The 18,140-nt window shown below is 65.0% G+C and carries 18 protein-coding genes and 1 tRNA gene; 9 read left to right on the top strand and 10 right to left on the bottom strand.

What is annotated here, in order from left to right; translation table 11 throughout:
• Window positions 1–33 precede the first annotated feature (33 nt).
• The 7 genes from ACOQPC_RS09315 to ACOQPC_RS09285 form a co-directional block, all read right to left on the bottom strand.
• Window positions 34–720 (bottom strand): 50S ribosomal protein L25/general stress protein Ctc, encoded by a 687-nt coding sequence (locus tag ACOQPC_RS09315; protein WP_420605462.1) that lies wholly within the window; start codon window positions 718–720, stop codon window positions 34–36.
• Between the two features lie 263 nt (window positions 721–983).
• Window positions 984–1,886, bottom strand: a complete 903-nt coding sequence (locus tag ACOQPC_RS09310; protein ID WP_420605461.1) for a TraB/GumN family protein — start codon at window positions 1,884–1,886, stop codon at window positions 984–986.
• A gap of 78 nt (window positions 1,887–1,964) precedes the next feature.
• Window positions 1,965–2,915 (bottom strand): TraB/GumN family protein, encoded by a 951-nt coding sequence (locus ACOQPC_RS09305; protein WP_420605460.1) that lies wholly within the window; start codon window positions 2,913–2,915, stop codon window positions 1,965–1,967.
• A gap of 88 nt (window positions 2,916–3,003) precedes the next feature.
• A complete protein-coding gene (locus ACOQPC_RS09300; RefSeq protein ID WP_420605459.1) occupies window positions 3,004–3,594 on the bottom strand; it encodes a hypothetical protein in 591 nt (196 codons plus the stop codon).
• 25 nt (window positions 3,595–3,619) lie between these two features.
• Window positions 3,620–3,835, bottom strand: coding sequence for a helix-turn-helix transcriptional regulator (locus ACOQPC_RS09295; protein WP_420605458.1), 216 nt, complete (start codon window positions 3,833–3,835; stop codon window positions 3,620–3,622).
• Entirely contained in the window at window positions 3,832–4,230 is a 399-nt protein-coding gene (locus ACOQPC_RS09290; protein ID WP_420605457.1) for a hypothetical protein, read from the bottom strand. The genes ACOQPC_RS09295 and ACOQPC_RS09290 overlap by 4 nt, the downstream gene beginning before the upstream one ends.
• Window positions 4,231–4,342: 112 nt before the next feature.
• A complete protein-coding gene (locus ACOQPC_RS09285; RefSeq protein WP_420605456.1) occupies window positions 4,343–4,789 on the bottom strand; it encodes a hypothetical protein in 447 nt (148 codons plus the stop codon).
• A 273-nt stretch (window positions 4,790–5,062) separates the two neighbouring features.
• Between ACOQPC_RS09285 and ACOQPC_RS09280 the strand changes: the two genes are divergently transcribed.
• The 5 genes from ACOQPC_RS09280 (at window position 5,063) to ACOQPC_RS09260 (ending at window position 12,788) form a co-directional block, all read left to right on the top strand.
• A complete protein-coding gene (locus ACOQPC_RS09280) occupies window positions 5,063–5,902 on the top strand; it encodes a glycine--tRNA ligase subunit alpha (protein WP_420608113.1) in 840 nt (279 codons plus the stop codon).
• A 106-nt stretch (window positions 5,903–6,008) separates the two neighbouring features.
• Window positions 6,009–8,531 (top strand): glycine--tRNA ligase subunit beta, encoded by a 2,523-nt coding sequence (locus tag ACOQPC_RS09275; protein ID WP_420605455.1) that lies wholly within the window; start codon window positions 6,009–6,011, stop codon window positions 8,529–8,531.
• A gap of 97 nt (window positions 8,532–8,628) precedes the next feature.
• On the top strand, window positions 8,629–11,310 hold the full coding sequence (ppdK, locus tag ACOQPC_RS09270; protein WP_420605454.1) for a pyruvate, phosphate dikinase: 2,682 nt from the start codon (window positions 8,629–8,631) through the stop codon (window positions 11,308–11,310).
• Between the two features lie 22 nt (window positions 11,311–11,332).
• Window positions 11,333–12,628: a chloride channel protein gene (locus ACOQPC_RS09265; RefSeq protein ID WP_420605453.1), complete on the top strand. Its 1,296-nt coding sequence runs from the start codon at window positions 11,333–11,335 to the stop codon at window positions 12,626–12,628.
• A gap of 83 nt (window positions 12,629–12,711) precedes the next feature.
• Window positions 12,712–12,788, top strand: a tRNA-Arg gene (locus tag ACOQPC_RS09260).
• A 154-nt stretch (window positions 12,789–12,942) separates the two neighbouring features.
• Here the strand turns inward: ACOQPC_RS09260 and ACOQPC_RS09255 are convergent.
• From ACOQPC_RS09255 to purF, 3 genes are all read right to left on the bottom strand, one after another.
• Entirely contained in the window at window positions 12,943–13,680 is a 738-nt protein-coding gene (locus ACOQPC_RS09255; RefSeq protein ID WP_420605452.1) for a hypothetical protein, read from the bottom strand.
• Window positions 13,681–13,797: 117 nt separating this feature from the next.
• Complete coding sequence (locus tag ACOQPC_RS09250) at window positions 13,798–14,523, bottom strand: SDR family NAD(P)-dependent oxidoreductase (RefSeq protein ID WP_420605451.1); 726 nt, start codon at window positions 14,521–14,523, stop codon at window positions 13,798–13,800.
• 134 nt (window positions 14,524–14,657) lie between these two features.
• Window positions 14,658–16,118 (bottom strand): amidophosphoribosyltransferase, encoded by a 1,461-nt coding sequence (purF, locus tag ACOQPC_RS09245; RefSeq protein WP_420605450.1) that lies wholly within the window; start codon window positions 16,116–16,118, stop codon window positions 14,658–14,660.
• Between the two features lie 146 nt (window positions 16,119–16,264).
• Here purF and ACOQPC_RS09240 point away from each other — a divergent pair, with 146 nt between their 5' ends.
• From ACOQPC_RS09240 to ACOQPC_RS09225, 4 genes are all read left to right on the top strand, one after another.
• Window positions 16,265–16,519 carry a DUF7218 family protein gene (locus ACOQPC_RS09240; protein WP_420605449.1) on the top strand — a complete coding sequence of 85 codons (255 nt, stop codon included), beginning with the start codon at window positions 16,265–16,267 and terminating at the stop codon, window positions 16,517–16,519.
• Window positions 16,520–16,550: 31 nt separating this feature from the next.
• The gene (gene hisI, locus ACOQPC_RS09235) at window positions 16,551–16,913 is read left to right on the top strand and encodes a phosphoribosyl-AMP cyclohydrolase (protein ID WP_420605448.1); all 363 of its coding nucleotides are present in this window, start codon (window positions 16,551–16,553) and stop codon (window positions 16,911–16,913) included.
• A 5-nt stretch (window positions 16,914–16,918) separates the two neighbouring features.
• A complete protein-coding gene (locus ACOQPC_RS09230) occupies window positions 16,919–17,434 on the top strand; it encodes a hypothetical protein (protein ID WP_420605447.1) in 516 nt (171 codons plus the stop codon).
• Window positions 17,435–17,636: 202 nt separating this feature from the next.
• On the top strand, window positions 17,637–18,134 hold the full coding sequence (locus tag ACOQPC_RS09225) for a MerR family transcriptional regulator (RefSeq protein ID WP_420605446.1): 498 nt from the start codon (window positions 17,637–17,639) through the stop codon (window positions 18,132–18,134).
• Window positions 18,135–18,140: the final 6 nt, after the last annotated feature.

Below are 18,140 nucleotides of genomic sequence, written 5' to 3'. Positions count from 1 at the left end.
CCGCCCCAAACATCAATTTGAAGCCCGACAGGCTCATTCGGACGGTTTGGCCGCTGCCTCGCCGTCTTCGCCTTCGACGGTGTCGGCATTCTGCTCGGTGACCTCGGTCTCGGCGACCTCGTCGTCGCTCTCGCCCTCGTCGGAACTCTTGAGCGCGGACGGAGCGACGATCGTGGCGATGGTAAAATCGCGGTCGGTGATCGCGCTTTCCGAGCCCTCGGGAAGCTGGAGTGCCGAAATATGGATCGAATCGCCGACTTCCAGGCCGGCGACGTCGATTGCGATCTCGCCGGGAATCTTGTCCGAGGCGCAGAGCAGTTCGAGCTCGTGGCGTACGACGTTGAGCACGCCGCCGCGCTTCAGGCCTGGGGAAGCTTCCTCGTTCACGAACACCACGGGGACATTGACGTCGATCTTCGAATTCTTGTCGAGGCGCAGGAAATCCACATGCATCGGACGATCGCTGACCGGATCGAAATGGACGTCCTTGGGCAGCGTGCGCTCGGTGGCTCCGTCGGTGGTCACCTCGATCACGCTGTTCATGAAATGGCCGGTCATCAGGAGCTTGTTCAGTTCCTTCTCGCCGACATGAATGGACAGGGCGTCTTTCTTGTTGCCGTAGACGACGGCGGGAACGCGGCCTTCGCGGCGCAGGGCACGGGAGGCTCCCTTGCCCGCCCGTTCGCGCGCTTCGGCCGACAGGGTCAGCTGATCGCTCATTATTATATCTCCAATTGGTTCGCGCCCGGCACCCTCCAGGGATGAATATGCCCGGCAAGCGGCGCGCTATAGGCGCGGGGGGCGGGGAAGGCAAGGGTGGGGAACTGGCCACGCCTCGGCACTTTGCCGATTTTAGGAACGACGTCATTCCGGGCTTGACCCGGAATCCAGGACCCAGCGGCAGTGCTATGCCGTCCTGGATCCCGGATCACGCTCGGGATGACGGTGAATATTTGGACATCCTCACCGTTGCCACCAGGCCTTCACTGCACCCGCTTCACCCGATAGCCCTTCGCCTCCAGCATCTCGCGCACATTGTCCGGCCCAACCAGATGGCCCGCGCCGACCGCGACGAAGGGTGTTTCACCGCGCTTCAACATGGCATCGACGCGCGCCGCCCAAATCCGGTTGCGCGCGACCAGCACCGCCTCGCGGATGTTCGGCGCGTCCATCATCCCGCCCTGCGAGGCTTCGGTCAGCACGTCCTCGTTCCCGCTCGCCCAGGCCCGAAGCAGCCGTTCGAATTCGGCGCGCACATCGGACGTGTCGGACACCACGTCTTTCAGCATCCGCCGCTGTTCGGGCTCAGGCAGCCGGTCGAACGCGCCGAGCTGCTCGTCGATCGATTCGAGCCCGCGGATCGGTTTCTTCTGTGCGGCAAAGCGCACCTGCAGCCTGGTTTCGACGCCTTGCGCACGGTCGAGCCCGAGCTTCTCGTGCTGCGCGGAAGCCAGCGTCAGCGCAGCGGCCCAGCTTTCCATCCCGTTCAGCATGAGGCCGGCCATTCCGATCCCTTCCTTCGCGCGGTCCAGCTCGTCGCGCAGATCGGCGGGCAGGCGCGCCGCGACCGGCGGCAAGCCCGGGGAAAAGGCGAGATGCTTGAACGCGCCGGCCAGTTTCCGGGCATCGTCGGCCCCCAGCACCTCGATCACCAGCGCGTCGGACCGGTCCATCGCGGCGGTCAGCCGGTCGCTCCGCCAGTCGACGCCTTTGGGCAGCAGATGAACGGTGCCGAACAGATAGCCATGGGGCATGCCGTCGGCATCGTCGATCTCCCACAGGGCGGGGCGGGCATGCGGATCGACATCATAGGCCGGGTGGCCGCCCGCACAGGAGGCGAGCGCGATCACGGCGAACAGGGCGGTCAGGGCGGTCAGGAAACGCATGGGCGCGTTCATGATGTGTTGGGTTTCGAACAAATGCAAAGGGGCGGGTTCGCACCGCTCCCCACGCCGAAAAATACCCTATTCGATCCGCTTCGCCTCCACACCATATTGCGCGAGCTGCTGCTGCACGCTGTCCTCGCCCGCCAGATGCCCTGATCCCACCGCCAGAAACACGGTGCCGGGCGTCGCCAGGCGCCGATCGATCCACTTCGCCCAGTTCGCGTTACGCCGCGTCAGCATGGCGGCGCGCAGCTCCGGATCGCTCATCCCTTCGTTGAGCAGATCGGCGAGCTTTTCAGGTTCGCCGCCGGCCCAGTCGGTCACCATCTCATCCAGCGCCGTTTCGGCTTCGGGCAGCGTGTCGACGGTCTCGTTCAGCCACTGCACCTGGCTGGTCATTGGCAGCGTGTCGAGAAAACCCAGTTGCTCTTCGATCGTCTCCAGCCCGATCATCGACTTGTCGGCGACTTTAGCCTTGGCCTGCAGCACCTGCTCGACGCCTTGATCGGGTTCGAACCCGGCCTTGGCAAAGGTCAGCAGCGACAGGTTCATGGTCGCCATCCATGGCTCGAAACTGTCAAAGGTCGGTGAGGGGATACCTAGCGCGGTCATCGCGGCCTCATATTGCGTGCGGTCCGCGCCCTCCAGCCGGTCGCGCAGCTTGGTGCCGGTTACGTCCGTGCCGAGCCGCTGGAAAGTGGCGATGGTCGCCGCCTGATCGTCTCCGGGCAGCACCTCGAACACCGCTGTATCCGCGCTGTCGAACGCGGTTTTTACCGCCCCGTCGAACCATTGCAGGCCGGGTTTCAGCAAGTGCACCGTGCCGAACAGATAGATTTTTGTGTCTTCGTCCTCGACCAGCCAGAGCGCCGGATCGGCAGCGATCGTCGTCGCGGCGGCGTCGACCGCAGCCTGGGGCGCCACTTCCACGACGGGAGCGGCGTCCTCCTGAGCGGCGGCGGGGGAGAGGCCGAGCGTAGCGAGCCCGAAGGTGCCGGTCAGCACAATCTTGCGAAGAAAACGGGTCATGAACTTACTCCATTGAAGGAAAGGAAGATAGGAGGGGTGGTCGGTCGATGCTCGAAAAATCTGGCATCGCCGGTTCGCGTGGCGCGGATCAGCGATATTTGCGCCACAGCCAAACAAGGCCGACGGTGAAGACGGTGATGAAGTAAATCGCAATACCGTCGGGCTTGGGAGCCAACCCGCCGCGCCACAGGAACCACCAGGAAGGCGCGCCGATCATATAAACATAGATGCCGCCCAGCGCGCCGAGCTTATAGGCTTCGGCCTCCTGCTCGTCGGTTGCATGCCGATGCCAGTACCAACTGACGACCGGCAGCAGTCCGCCGGTGACAAGGACAAGGGCGACGGCAAAAACCGGTGAAAGCGAGTCGTTGGAGAAAATCGCATCGGGTCCGCCAAATGCCTGCAGCGCGGCGCCCATGAGCCCGCCGAGCAATCCGCAGCCGATCAGCATATTGCGATTCAGCCGCTCTTTGGCGGTCGGCGGTTCGGCATCGGTGTTCGTATTCAGCATCCGCGCCAGCACGCCGATGGTTCCGGCCGAGAGAAGCCCGAGCCCGGCAAGGATCGCCGCGCTTTGCGCGCCGATCCCCTCGTTATTTTCAATCTGCACGGCGATAAAGCCACCGGCCACGCCCAGCAGGAAAATGATTGCCAGGCAACACAGGACGATGATCGTCACCCGGATTATCGCGGTCCTGCCATTCTCATCCGTCATTTGCTTCACTCCCATATCCGTCATCGAAAATCTCCTCTATGCTTTGTCCGAACAACCGCCCGATCTTGAACGCCAGCGGCAGCGAGGGATCATATTTGCCCGTCTCAATCGCGTTCACCGCTTGACGCGAGACGTCGAGTTCGGCGCCAAGTTGCGCCTGGCTCCATTCGCGTTCGGCGCGCAGCACTCTGAGGCGGTTCTTCACTTCGGGCCCCGGAAGCGAGCGATCTGGAAGCTCGTCAGAAAAACGGCGAATAGTAGCAGCCAGAACGCTGTGATGGTATCGCCCGCGCTCATCGCGTCCAGCCAGGTCGTGCCATCGTCCGGCCCGCCGCGAAATCCCGCGATCAGTCCTTCCGTGAAAGCGGCGATGATGAGGCTCAGAAGCGGCAATGTCAGCAATGCCTTCATCGTCGTGCCAGCGGCGGAATGCCAACATGACCGGATGAATTCGTCGCGCTTCGGCCCCGTCGATACCAGGTGAAACGCGAGCAACCACCAGAGCAGCGCCATGACGGCAAGCGCGGTATCGACGACGTCGTCGCCATATTCGACCCCCGCCACATCGGCGATGCCGAGGACAGCAATCGGCACGAACAATAGGCTCGCGATATCCATCAGCCTTAAATAGTCGAATCTGCCCATCATACCTGCCTTTCGAATCCGTCTGGCGTGCATTCACGCTCGACGCGCAGCGCTATGAGACGATTTTTCATCGGTCGCGGAGTCGCGCAAAAAGGAAGCCCGAGAAGAATCCGATGCTCGCGAGGATGGCCAGCAACTGCGCATCGTGCAGCAAAGGCGGCAGTCCATAATCCTGCCTGGGCAGTCGACCGTCGGAAGCCAGCATGAAACCGCCATGGTGGCTCAGGTTGAAGACGGCCACCAGTCCGCTCGCGGCCAGCCACAAGCCGATGACTGACAGCCCCCAGCCAAGTCCGACATTGCGCAGCGCATTGAAATAATCGTCCATCCGCCGGGTCATAGTGAATACGACCAGAAGGCAGCCCAGCGCCAGCATTAGCAACAGTTGAACACTGGCCCAGATCGGGAAGAAACGCGTGGCGAGAACCAGCAGGCTGATTACCAACCCGATCCAGGCTACGAAAAACGCATAAGAACGCTCCTTCTCGGTCGGAGCATAGGGATCGTACGACAAATCGCCCTCCTCGGATATATGGACTGACGAATGTCAGCTATCCCTGACTGTTTGTCATGATTCGCTGACTGTGTCAATAACCCCTTACAAAAGGTCATGCCCAGCTGACCAGTAGCGATGGCGGAGCCCTCGGTTCGCTGCCCGGCTTGACCGGCACCGGGGCATCAGCCAAGGCGGGCGTCCGTTTCATCTCGCGCCTGCGAAAGGACAAGAGTGGCCGCCGCCGATACACCGTCCGGAAAGCCGCCGGAAAGACCGATGTGCTTTCAGCGAATGATCCTGACGCTTCATAAATATTGGAGCGATCGGGGTTGTCTGATCCTGCAGCCCTATGATCTTGAGATGGGTGCGGGGACGTTTCACACCGCGACCACGCTGCGCGCGCTCGGCCCCGATCCGTGGCGCGCCGCTTTCGTGCAGCCCTGCCGCCGCCCGACCGACGGTCGCTATGGCGAGAACCCCAACCGGCTGCAGCATTATTACCAGTATCAGGTGATCCTGAAGCCTTCGCCGGACAATCTGCAGCAGCTCTATCTGGGCAGCCTGACTGCGATCGGCATCGATCCGCTGCTCCACGATATCCGTTTCGTCGAGGATGACTGGGAGAGCCCCACGCTCGGCGCCTGGGGCCTGGGCTGGGAAGTCTGGTGCGACGGCATGGAAGTGACGCAGTTCACCTATTTCCAGCAGATGGGCGGTTACGACTGCAAGCCGGTGTCGGGCGAGTTGACCTACGGGTTGGAGCGGTTGGCCATGTATATCCAGAATGTCGACAGCGTCTACGATCTGGACTTTAACGGAAACGGCGTCACTTACGGCGATGTCTTCCTGGACAATGAGAAGCAGATGAGCGCGTGGAATTTCGAACATGCCAACACCGAGGCGCTGTTCGATCTGTTCCGCAAGGCCACGGCCGAGTCCGAAAATTGCCTCACCGCCAAATTGCCGATCCCGGCCTATGAGCAGGCGGTCAAGGCCAGCCACATATTCAACCTGCTGCAGGCGCGCGGCGTCATCTCGGTCGCCGAACGCCAGGCCTATATGGGCCGCGTCCGCGATCTGGCGAAAGGCGCATGCCAGGCGCATATGGAACGCAACGGGTGGGCGGCGTGAGTATCCTAGCGCCGCAGGCAAGCCTGTCCCTTCTTCGCGTCTTCGCGTCTTCGCGTGAGATTGATTTGGTTCACGCGAAGACGCGAAGACGCGAAGGGGTTTTGTCGTGACCGATTTTCTGCTCGAATTGCGGTCGGAAGAAATTCCGGCGCGGATGCAGGCCGCTGCGCGGCGGGAGTTGGACAAACTGTTCCGGCAGCAGATCGGTGAGGCGGGGCTGAACGCTGACAGCATTGCCGTCTATTCCACACCGCGCCGATTGGCGTTGATCGCCAAGAGGTTGGCCGATGAAACGCAGGCAGTGTCTGAAGAACGCAAGGGGCCGCGTGCCGATGCGCCGGACAAGGCGATCGAGGGCTTTCTGCGCTCCGTCAGCCTGACCCGCGACCAGCTGGTCGAGCGCGAGGACAAGAAGGGCGGACAAGTGCTATTCGCGGTGATCGACACGCCGGGGCGGGCGACCAGGGACGTGCTGGCCGAGGCAATCCCGGCGATCATCCGCGCGTTCAGCTGGCCCAAGTCGATGCGCTGGGGCGCGGCGTCGGAGAGCACCGAGAGCCTGAAATGGGTCCGCCCGCTGCAAGGTATCGTCGCGATTTTCGGCGAGGAGCTGGTGGAGTGCGAAGTCGGCGATGTGGCCTCGGGTTTCGATACGGTGGGCCATCGCTTCCACCATGACGGGCCGATCACCATCGGCGGCGCCGACGATTATATCGCGAAGCTGCGCGCCTGCCATGTGATCGTCGATCAGGCCGAGCGCGAGGCGATCGTCCGTGACGGCGCGGCGAAGGCGGCGGCGAAGGCCAGGCTGGAACTGGTCGCCGACGAGGGGCTGGTGGTGGAGAATGCCGGGCTCACCGAATGGCCGGTGCCGCTGCTCGGCCGCTTCGACGCGGCGTATCTCGACGTGCCACAGGAGGTGATCCAGCTGACGGCACGCGTGAACCAGAAATATTTCGTCACCAAAAATCCTCCTCGCGCGCAGCGGGGGGAGGGGGACCATGCGCAGCATGGTGGAGGGGTAAACTCTTCCCATCAGGCCGAAGACCCCTCCACCACTTCGTGGTCCCCCTCCCCAAGCGAGCTTGGGGAGGATTTGCTCGCCCCCGCCTTCGTCTGCACCGCCAATATCGACGCGCGGGACGGCGGCGCGGCGCTGGTGGCCGGCAACGAGAAGGTGCTCGCCGCGCGGTTGTCCGACGCGAAATTCTTCTGGGACCTGGATCGCAAGACGCCGCTCGCCGTCCACGCCGAGAAGCTGCAGGACATCGTGTTCCACGAGCAGCTGGGCACGCTCGCCGACAAGGCGGAGCGGGTGGCCAGGCTGGCAAGATGGCTGGTGGAAGAGGGGATCGTCAAATCCTCCCCGGAACGGGGAGGGGGACCGCCGCGAAGCGGGGGTGGAAGGGCCGAAGCACCGATTTCGTATAGGGAGCGTCCCGGCCCCTCCGTCACGGTGCCTGGCGGCACCGCGCCACCTTCCCGTTCCGGGGAGGATTTGGAGCGCGCGCAGCTCGCCGATCTCGCCCAGCAGGCCGCCGAGCTGTGCAAGGCCGATCTGGTGACCGAGATGGTCGGCGAATTCCCCGAATTGCAGGGCGTGATGGGCGGCTATTACGCCGCCGCCGAGGGCCTGGACCCGCGCGTCGCCGCTGCGATCCGCGATCATTACAAGCCGGTCGGGCAGGGCGACGAAGTGCCCACCGCGCCGGTGACGGTGGCGGTGAGTCTGGCGGACAAGCTGGATACGCTGTTCTCATTCTTCGAACAGCAAATGATACCAACAGGGTCAAAGGATCCCTTCGCATTACGAAGGGCTGGACTAGGCGTTATCCAACTGATTGAAGCTAATGGCCTTCGCTTAAGTCTGGTAGATGCAATTAGCCAAACTTGGGATCGACGCTTTCACGCCGAATTCACCATTGCGGATGCGCGAGCTAAAATGCGCGCGGCGTTATCAGGGCAGCCTGACGATGAGTCTGACGGATTAGCGTTCGTCTTACTCTGGTCGGTTTTGCAAGATGTTGTCGACTTCTTCGCCGATCGCCTCAAAGTCCAGCAGCGCGAGGCGGGCGTCCGCCATGACCTCATCGACGCGGTGTTTGCGCTGGGCGGCGAGGATGATCTCGTCCGCCTGCTCGCGCGGGTCAAGGCGCTGCAGGCGTTTGTCGAGACGGCCGACGGCGCGGACTTGCTGGCCGGGTACAAGCGCGCGGCGAATATCCTGAAGAAGGAGGGCGATGTCCCCCTCCCGCTTGCGGGAGGGGCCAGGGGTGGGGCCGAGCGTAGCGAGGCGTCCGACGATAGCGATACAGGCCCACCCCCGGCCCCTCCCGCGGGCGGGAGGGGAGAAGAAAAACCGCTGTCCTACACGCCCGAAAATGCGGAAAAGGCACTGATCGATTCGCTCGGCCTTGCCGAAACCCGCGCCGCGTCCGCCATCGCGGCGGAGGATTTTGCCGGGGCGATGGCCGCGCTGGCCAGCCTGCGCGAACCGATCGACCGCTTTTTCGAGGAGGTGACGGTGAACGATAGGAACGAAGACAAACGCGCCGCGCGCCTCGCTTTGCTCGCGCGCTTCCGCGCCGCGGTGCATCAGGTCGCCGATTTTTCGCGGATCGACGGATGAAAGTTCGCGGTTCCCCGTTTTTCTCTCTGGACAGTGTGAAGCGTGTGAAGCTGGCGCGCCCCACCGTCCTGCCAAGCCTCTCCCAAGGAACCGCCGCATGACTGCTCCTCAGACCGCCGATCGCTACGTCTATCGCTTCGGAGGCGGCACCGCGGAGGGCGGTACGGGCGACAAGGACCTGCTCGGCGGCAAGGGGGCGAACCTGGCCGAAATGGCATCGATCGGCCTGCCGGTGCCGCCCGGCTTCACCATCTCCACCGCGATGTGCGCGCGCTTCTACGATGAAAGAGAGGCGTTTCCGGATAGCCTGACCGCCGAAGTGGCGGACGGCGTGGCGCATATCGAACGGGTCACCGGAAAACGCTTCGGGGACGTGGCCGATCCGCTGCTGGTCTCGGTCCGCTCGGGCGCGCGGGTGTCGATGCCGGGCATGATGGACACGGTGCTGAACCTCGGCCTCAACGACGAGACGGTGGAGGGGCTCGCGCGCGTGTCCGAGGACGAGCGCTTCGCGTGGGACAGCTATCGCCGGTTCATCCAGATGTACTCGGATGTGGTGATGGGCCTCGACCACGGCCTGTTCGAGGAAGCGCTGGAGATCGCCAAGGAAGACAAGGGCTATTTCAACGACACCGAGCTCAGCGCGGACGATTGGAAGGCGCTGGTGGCGCAGTACAAGCGAATCGTCGCGGACGAGCAGGGCGCGCCCTTCCCGCAGGACGTGAACGATCAACTGTGGGGCGCCGCGGCCGCAGTGTTCAAGAGCTGGAACGTCGAGCGCGCGCGGGTCTACCGCCGCATCAACGACATCCCGCACCATATCGGCACCGCGGTCAACGTGCAGGCGATGGTGTTCGGAAACATGGGCGAGACATCGGCCACCGGCGTGGCGTTCACCCGGGATCCCTCGACCGGCGAGAACGCGTATTTTGGCGAGTATCTGATCAACGCTCAGGGCGAGGACGTGGTCGCCGGCATCCGCACGCCGCAATATCTCACCCGCGCGGCGAAAGAAGCGGCGGGGGCCAAGCCGCTTAGCCTCGAGGAGGCAATGCCCGAGACGTTCGAAGAGCTGACCGCCGTGTTCGAGACGCTCGAGCAGCACTATAAGGACATGCAGGACATCGAGTTCACCGTCGAGCGCGGCCAGCTGTGGATGCTGCAGACGCGCACCGGCAAGCGTACCGCCAAGGCCGCGCTCAGGATCGCGGTCGACATGGCCGCCGAGGGGCTGGTCGATCGCAAGACCGCTATCCTGCGGATCGATCCGATGCAGCTCGACCAGCTTTTGCACCCGACGCTCGATCCCGACGCTCCGCGCGACGTGATCGCGCGTGGGCTGCCGGCCTCGCCCGGCGCGGCCTCGGGCACGATCTGCTTCGATGCGGATACGGCGGAGCGGCGCGCGGCGAACGGCGAGAGCGTGATCCTGGTGCGCGTCGAGACCAGCCCGGAGGACATCCACGGCATGCACGCGGCCGCCGGCATCCTGACCGCGCGCGGCGGCATGACCAGCCACGCCGCGGTGGTCGCGCGTGGCATGGGGCGGCCGTGCGTATCGGGCGCGGGCGAGGTGCGGATCGACACCAAGGCCAGGACGCTCACCGCCTCGGGCCGCGCGTTCGACGAAGACGACGTCATCACCATCGATGGCGGCAACGGGCAGGTGATGGCGGGCCGGGTGCCCACGCTGCAGCCCGAGCTGGCGGGTGATTTCGCAACCCTAATGGAATGGGCCGACGATCTGCGGGCGCTGAAGGTGCGTGCCAACGCCGAAACCCCGCACGACGCGAAGACCGCGCGTGAATTCGGCGCGGAGGGCATCGGCCTGTGCCGCACCGAGCACATGTTCTTCGACGCGGGCCGCATCAGCGCGGTGCGCCAGATGATCCTGGCCGAGGACGAGGCCGGACGGCGGCTGGCGCTCGACAAGCTGCTACCCGAACAGCGCGGAGATTTCGTCGCGATCTTCGGCGAGATGGCGGGGCTTCCCGTCACCATCCGCCTGCTCGATCCGCCGCTGCACGAGTTCCTACCGCGCGAGGCCGCCGAGTTCGAAGGGCTTGCGGCCGAGCTCGACGTGCCCGTGGAAAAACTGCGGCGCCGCGCCGACGAGCTGCACGAGTTCAACCCGATGCTCGGCCATCGCGGCTGCCGCCTCGGCATCACCTACCCCGAAATCTACGAGATGCAGGCGCGCGCGATCTTCGAGGCGGCGTGCGAGGTCGCCGAGACGTCGGGCGAGGCCCCGCTGCCCGAGGTTATGATTCCGCTGGTCGGCACCCGCCGCGAGCTGGAGATCACGCGCGAGATCGTCGACCGGACGGCCAAGGCGGTGTTCGGGGAGCGCGGGCGCGAAATCGCCTACCTGGTCGGCACCATGATCGAACTGCCGCGCGCCGCGCTGATGGCGAAGGAAATCGCGCAAGTTGGCGAGTTCTTCAGCTTCGGCACCAACGACCTGACGCAGACCGCGCTGGGCGTCAGCCGCGACGATGCCAGCCGGTTCCTCGGCACCTATGTGGAGCAGGGGATTTACGAGCGCGATCCGTTCGTCAGCCTGGACATCGCCGGCGTCGGCCAACTGATTGAAATCGCGGTCGAGCGGGGCAGGGCGCAGCGCCCGGATATCAAGCTGGGCATCTGCGGCGAACATGGCGGCGATCCGGCCAGCATCGCCTTTTGCGCGCGTGCCGGGCTCGATTATGTCAGCGCCTCGCCCTACCGCGTGCCGATCGCGCGGCTGGCGGCGGCGCAGGCGGCGCTGGGCCGCGACTGACTTTTAGCCGCCGAATCGTCAAATGAAGCCGCTCACCCGCCGCCGGGCCCGCGCGATGTTGCGGCTGCATGGGCCGCAATCGATGATCTTTCGTCGGCGTGTTGCGATCGGTTCGGGTGCGATCGCGATCGGCCTGATGGCGTTGCTGTTTGCCGCGTCCGCAGACTGGGTGTCGGGTCAGTTCGGTCATCTCCGGCACACTTATCCTTATGTGCCGCTCGCGCTCACCCCAATCGGCTTCGTGGTGATTGCCTACGTCACCAAACAGGTCGTGCCGCTCGCACGTGGTTCCGGCATTCCGCAGGTGATTGCTGCCAAGTCGGGCGCTTCGGCTGCGGCCGGCGCGCTGGTGTCGATGAAGACGGCGCTGATGAAGGCGCTGCTGACGCTCGCGGCGCTCTTGTGCGGCGGCTCGATCGGTCGCGAGGGGCCCACGGTGCAGCTCGCCGCGGCGGTGATGGCGCAGTGCCACCGGCTGATGCGCATCCCCATGCGCTCCTCGATGTACATCGCGGGCGGCGCAGCGGGCGTCGCGGCCGCGTTCAACACGCCGCTGGCGGGCATCGCCTTCGCCATCGAGGAACTCGCCGCCGCCTATGAGCAGCGCGTGACGCTGCTGGTGATGACCGCGATCTTGATCTCCGGCATGGTCTCCCAGGGCGTGGCGGGCGACTATATCTATTTCGGCGTCACCGGATCGGCGCTGTCGATCAGGAGCGCGCTGCTGGTCGCGCCGATGGCGGGTGCGCTGGGCGGGCTGACCGGCGGCTGCTTCTCGCGCCTGCTGCTCTCCGCCACACGCGCAACGGGCCGGCTCGGTGCCCAGATCCGCGCCAGCCCGCTGTTAACCGCGGGGGTGTGCGGAGCGCTCGTCGCGGCGCTCGGCGTCACCACCGGGCTCACCTGGGGCACGGGTTACGATCCCGCCCGCGCCATGATCGAGGGGCGCGACGTGCCGCTGTGGTTCGGCTTCGCCAAGTTCGGCGCGACGCTGGCGACGGCGGTAGCGGGCCTGCCCGGCGGCATCTTCTCGCCCAGCCTGTCGACCGGCGCGGGCTTCGGCAACATGCTGCGCTTCATGTTTCCCGGCGAGCCGGCCAGCGCGGTGGTGCTGCTCGGCATGGTCGCCTATTTCACCGGGGTGGTGCGCGCGCCGCTGACCGCCGTGGTCATCATCGCCGAGACCACCGTCAGCCGCGGGCTGATGATGCCGATGCTGGCGGCCGCGCTCATCGCCAACCAGACCAGCCAGTTCGTGTGCCGCGACAAGCTCTACGAGGCACTGGCACGCACCTTTACCCAGCGTGGCGAGGGCTGATCCGATCGCACCCGCATTGCGGTGCGCCCGGAATTACCCCCTTGCCAGCGGCGCAGCATCGCCCTATCTGCCAGCCCTTCCAAGCGCCCGTAGCTCAGCTGGATAGAGCACCAGACTACGAATCTGGGGGCCGGAGGTTCGAATCCTTCCGGGCGCACCACCATTCCCCCGCCAGCTCGCTCTCAAGGCAGAATATTGCGCCGCCGTGCAATTATGCTGTGCAAAGTTGACGAAGTATGCACGGGCGTGTTGCTCAATTCGGTTCGGTCCCGGCGTCACCGCGCGCGGCGGGCAAGGACTGCGGCTCCGCAGCCTTACCGAACCGGGGCAGGGACTGCTCCGGCAACGACTGTTCGGGCGCGGGCAGCAGTTCCTCGCGGGCAATCGCCTTCGCCGGGAAGCTGCCGGCCCCAGGCTTTCTCACCGCTCCGCATATCCTCCATCGCCCTGTCGGCGGGCGTGGGCGCTTCCGGAAGCACGCGGTGGCGCGCCCATCCCTGCAGGTCGCCCAGCGGCGCCCAGTTGAGCGGGTCGCGCGCGCGCAGCATGAACTGCAGGTGCCGGTTGTCGAACCGTTCGCGAAAACCGACCATGCGCCCGTTATGCCACACCTGCTCGCACACTCCGTTCACCGCGCGGTCGAATGCGGTGGTGACGAGCACATTGGTCGCCGCCCGCAGCGCCTCGTCCCACGCCTTGCGGATATGGCCCGAATCGGCGCGCGCATAGAGCTTGTAGGCCGAGGAGCGCGCCATGCCGACGGCCTGGCACGCGTCCGTGATGCTGGCGGTGGCGCGCAGTTCCTCCAGAAACGCCTCGATCCGCGCGGTGGTCCAGCCGTCATGGCGGGACCGGCGCGGCGGCGGGCCATCGATGCCGATCGTCTTCGCGGATTTGGACCGGACCTCAACGGAATCGATACTGCTTTCCTTCGAAGGCAGACCGCTTCCAGCTGTCGTGAAATTTTCCCGACCGCGGATTTCTACTTGGAAGCCAACTTTTACCAGATTTTGCCATTCGATGAATATATGACACGAAAGTTCGCTAGGCAATTATCCTTCGTCGATTGGTAACCCAGTTCACGAACCGCGCCAGCGTGCAAATCTCGCTAGCGCCTCAGCATCCAGTGAATCGCAAGTTACCAATCAACAAAGGTCCAAACACATATCTTACCCCTCAACCCGCATCCGATGCCCCGTCTCGAACCCGCTCGCCAGCAGCGCGGCGACCGCGTCCGCCACCACCTCGGGCGGCTTCACCGTCTCGGGGTCTTCCCCCGGATAGGCATTCTCCCGCATTTTGGTGCGGGTGGCGCCGGGGTCTATGATGGCGGCGCGGATGGGGCTGAGGCGTTTGACCTCCTGCGCGTACGCCTGGACCAGCACCTCCAGCGCGGCCTTGCTGGCGCCGTAGGCTCCCCAATAGGGGCGCGGGGTCTGGCCGACGCTGCTGGTGAGCGCGATCAGGCGGCCCGCGTCGCTGCGGCGCAGCAGCGGATCGAAATTGGCGATCAGCGATTGCTGCGCGACGATGTTGAGCGTGAGCAGCTTGTTCAGCTCCTTGCCGTCGATCGCGGTGACCGGCGAGAGATTGCCGAGCATCGCGGCGTTCAGCACCAGCAGGTCGAGCCGGTTCCAGCGCTGCGCGATCGCGGTGGCGAGGCGCGCGATGCTGTCGCTCTCGGTCAGGTCCAGCGGGGCGATGGTGGCGTTGCCGCCGGCTTCGAAGATCGCCTCCTCCACCGCCTCCAGCTCACTGGCGGTGCGCGCGGTGAGGACGACGTGCATGCCGTCTTTCGCCAGCCGCATGGCCAGCGCAGCGCCGATCCCGCGCCCCGCTCCGGTGACGAGGGCGACTTTTTGCTGGAGGTCGTCCGGGGTGGTTTTGGGGGGCATGGGTGGGGTTTCGCTTGTTACTTGTGTTGCGCTCCTGCGAAGGCAGGAGCCTAGCAGGCGCCATTACCTGATGGGCTCCTGCCTTCGCAGGAGCGCGGATGTGTGTTGTAGCGGGCAGAGGCGCGTAAGCCTCTTCACTCCGCCGCCTCGGTCTCCAGCAGGTTGAGCTGGTCGGGCCGTTCCAGCGCATCGTGGTCGGTGAGCTTGGTGGGATAATCGCCGCTGAAGCAGGCGTCGCAATATTGCGGGCGATCACCCTGCCGACCGGCCTCGCCCAAAGCGCAATAGAGGCCGTCGATGGTAAGGAAATCCAGGCTGTCGGCGTGGATGAACTGGCGCATCTCCTCGATCGTCTTGCGGCTGGCGAGCAGTTTCGAGCGCTCGGGCGTGTCGACGCCGTAGAAGCAGCTGTGGCGCGTGGGCGGGCTGGCGATGCGCATGTGCACCTCCCTGGCCCCGGCCTCGCGCATCATCTGCACGATTTTCAGGGACGTCGTGCCGCGCACGATGCTGTCGTCGACCAGGATGATGCGCTTACCGTTGACCAGCGGCTTGTTGGCGTTGTGCTTCAGCTTGACGCCGAGATGGCGCACGCCGTCGCCCGGCTGAATGAAGGTGCGCCCGATATAATGCGAGCGGATGATGCCGAGCTCGAACGGGATGCCCGATTCCTCGGCATAGCCGAGCGCGGCGGGCGTGCCGCTGTCGGGAACGGGGATGACGATGTCCGCCTCGACCGGGTTTTCGCGGGCCAACTCGGCGCCGATCGCCTTGCGCACCGAATAGACCGAGCTGCCGTCGACGATGCTGTCGGGGCGCGAGAAATAGACATGTTCGAAGATGCACGGGCGCGAACGGGTCTCACCGAACGGGCGATGCGAGGATATCTGGCCGCCCTCGACCACTACCAGTTCGCCCGGCTCCACGCTGCGGACGTAATCGGCGCCGACGATGTCCAGCGCCACGGTCTCGCTGGCGAAGATGATGGTGTCGCCGAGCTTGCCCATGACCAGCGGGCGGATGCCGAGCGGATCGCGGCAGGCGATCATGCCACGCGGGGTCATGCAGATCAGCGAATAGGCGCCCTCGACCCGTTTCAGCGCGTCGATGAACTTGTCCAGCAGCGTGCGATATTGCGAGGTGGCGACGAGGTGGATGATCACCTCGGTGTCGCTGGTCGACTGGAAGATCGATCCGCGCTGCACCAGCTCGCGCCGCAGCGCCATGGCGTTGGAGATATTGCCGTTGTGCGCGATGGCGAAGCCGCCGCTGGCAAGCTCGGCGAACAAAGGCTGCACGTTGCGCAGGCCCGATTCGCCGTGGGTCGAATAGCGCGTGTGGCCGATCGCCGAGCGGCCGGGCAGCGCGCCGATCACGTCCTCGCTGTCGAAATTGCCCGCGATATGCCCGGCCGCGCGGTGGTTGTGGAATTCCGCGCCGTCGAAGCTGACGATGCCCGCGCCTTCCTGCCCGCGATGCTGCAGCGCGTGGAGGCCGAGCGCGGTCATGGCGGCGGCGTCCGACACGTCGGCGACACCGAACACGCCGCATTCCTCGCGCAGTTTGTCGTCGTCGAAAGGGTGGGTCGTCAGCATGGTGATCGCGACTCGTCCGTCGGGGGGGGGTGGGGCGTGTGCCCCGCGCATATAGGGGGGGACGGGCGGCTTGTCTCCCATTTGTCACGAACGGCGGGAACGCGGCCGGCCGCGCGGGCGTTCACCCCGCTGGAAAGGAACGACAAATGCCCGAAAAAAAGGACCCCGGCCCATCGGTCAAGAACAAGAAAACCTATGAGGCGCTGCGCGATGACGGCGCGTCGAAGGAGAAGGCGGCGCGGATCGCCAACGCGCAGGCGAAGGGGAATATCGATCACGACAGCCGCAAGCTGGAGGACCGTACCAAGGAGGAACTCTACGACGAGGCGCAGGAGATCGGCATCGAGGGCCGCTCTGACATGAGCAAGGACGAGCTGATCGCGGCCATCCGCGACAGTTGATCGGGAAGACCGGCGCGGCTAGCCACGCTGCATGGACGACACATGCGAAACCGGGCTGGCGCTCGATCCGAAATTCGGCGCCGACGGGCTGCTTACCGCTGTGGTGACCGATGCCGCCGACGGCGCGGTGCTAATGGTCGGCCATATGAACCGCGCGGCGCTTGACCGGACGATCACGACCGGCGAGACCTGGTTTTTCTCGCGCAGCCGCCAGCGACTGTGGAAGAAGGGCGAAAGCAGCGGAAATATCCTTGCGGTCGAGGAGCTGCGCATCGACTGCGATCAGGATGCGTTGCTGGTGATCGCGCGGCCGGCCGGGCCGACCTGCCATACCGGCGAGCGCAGCTGCTTCTATCGGCGGCTGCGTGAAGACGGATCGCTCGAGCGGCTGTGAGGCGCGTGGCGTTTCTCGTGCTGCTGGTGCTGCTGGGGGGCTGCGGCGGCGAGCAGCAGGCCGAGACGCCGCCCGATCCCACCGGCGCGGGCGCGGCGCTCGAGAAAAGCGCGATCGCACGCGGCGTGGTGCCCGATCCCTCGGCGATCGAACTTGAGGGCCGCTTTGAACGGCGCAGCGATTTGGGCACCGACAAATTCTGCGCAGTGCGGACGGGCGACAAAAGCTACCGCATCGGCATTCTCGCGGTGTACGGGCCGGGCAGCGTCTGCGAAAAGCAGGGCGAGGCGAGTCCCAATGGCGACGGGTTCGAGCTCCGCTTCGACGGCGCCAAGGACTGCGAGGTGCGCGCCAGCTATGACGGCGTGGAACTGCGCGTTGACGGCAATGTCCCCGAAGCCTGCTCCGCCATCTGCGATTCGCGCGCCAGCCTGGCGGGGACAAGCTATTATCTGGTGGAGCCTGGCGCGGAGGCGGCGAAGCGGACGCTGGGAGCGGAGGTGGACCGACTGTGCGGGTGAGCAGACGGAAGATCAGCCCAAAACCGTTCGGGCTGAGCTTGTCGAAGCCCTGCCTTCTTTTGCAACCAAGGTGCGAAGGAAAGCGGCCCTTCGACAGGCTCAGGGCGAACGGCGAATGGAATGGCGTTCCCATCAAACTGGACGTTTACGCAAACGTAAACTAGCATCGCCCCCATTCCGCTTCACCATCAGGAGCTCCGCGATGACGCAGCCCAAAGCCATTTCCGGACCCAAAGCTATCTCCGGACCCAAAGCTATCTCCGGAAACGCGACGATCGACACGCCCGGCGACGACCGCGAGCGTTATGGCATATCCGATCTCAGCCGCGAATTCGACGTCACGCCGCGCGCTTTGCGGTTTTACGAGGATCAGGGGCTGATCGCGCCCGAACGCTCCGGCCTGTCGCGCATCTATTCCAAGCGGGACCGCGCGCGGCTGGCGTGGATCTTGCGGGCCAAGCGCGTCGGGTTCAGTCTGCAGGAAATTCGCGAGATGATCGACCTCTATGATCTTGACGATGGCCGCGACATGCAGCGGCGTGTCACGATCGAGAAATGCCGCGAGCGGATCGACAGCCTGTCACGACAAAAGGCCGATATCGACAGCGCGATCATGGAACTGATCGACTTCGTGGCGCAGGTGGAGGAGGCCGAGCGCGCTGAAACCCGGGGCGAGGACCGCGCCGCCCGCCGCGCCTGACACATA

This window comes from Novosphingopyxis sp. (assembly GCF_965218915.1).
GTDB lineage: Bacteria > Pseudomonadota > Alphaproteobacteria > Sphingomonadales > Sphingomonadaceae > Novosphingopyxis.
Note: the sequence above shows the minus strand (reverse complement) of the source record. Positions and strands in the feature narration are given on the sequence as shown.

Excerpts from the sequence above, each read along its gene's own strand:
- ACOQPC_RS09315 (WP_420605462.1), bottom strand. The coding sequence starts at position 720 with ATGAGCGATCAGCTGACCCTGTCGGCCGAAGCGCGCGAACGGGCGGGC.
- ACOQPC_RS09310 (WP_420605461.1), bottom strand. The coding sequence starts at position 1,886 with ATGCGTTTCCTGACCGCCCTGACCGCCCTGTTCGCCGTGATCGCGCTC.
- ACOQPC_RS09305 (WP_420605460.1), bottom strand. The coding sequence starts at position 2,915 with ATGACCCGTTTTCTTCGCAAGATTGTGCTGACCGGCACCTTCGGGCTC.
- ACOQPC_RS09280 (WP_420608113.1), top strand. The coding sequence starts at position 5,063 with ATGATCCTGACGCTTCATAAATATTGGAGCGATCGGGGTTGTCTGATC.
- ppdK (WP_420605454.1), top strand. The coding sequence starts at position 8,629 with ATGACTGCTCCTCAGACCGCCGATCGCTACGTCTATCGCTTCGGAGGC.
- ACOQPC_RS09265 (WP_420605453.1), top strand. The coding sequence starts at position 11,333 with ATGAAGCCGCTCACCCGCCGCCGGGCCCGCGCGATGTTGCGGCTGCAT.
- ACOQPC_RS09250 (WP_420605451.1), bottom strand. The coding sequence starts at position 14,523 with ATGCCCCCCAAAACCACCCCGGACGACCTCCAGCAAAAAGTCGCCCTC.
- purF (WP_420605450.1), bottom strand. The coding sequence starts at position 16,118 with ATGCTGACGACCCACCCTTTCGACGACGACAAACTGCGCGAGGAATGC.
- ACOQPC_RS09240 (WP_420605449.1), top strand. The coding sequence starts at position 16,265 with ATGCCCGAAAAAAAGGACCCCGGCCCATCGGTCAAGAACAAGAAAACC.
- hisI (WP_420605448.1), top strand. The coding sequence starts at position 16,551 with ATGGACGACACATGCGAAACCGGGCTGGCGCTCGATCCGAAATTCGGC.
- ACOQPC_RS09225 (WP_420605446.1), top strand. The coding sequence starts at position 17,637 with ATGACGCAGCCCAAAGCCATTTCCGGACCCAAAGCTATCTCCGGACCC.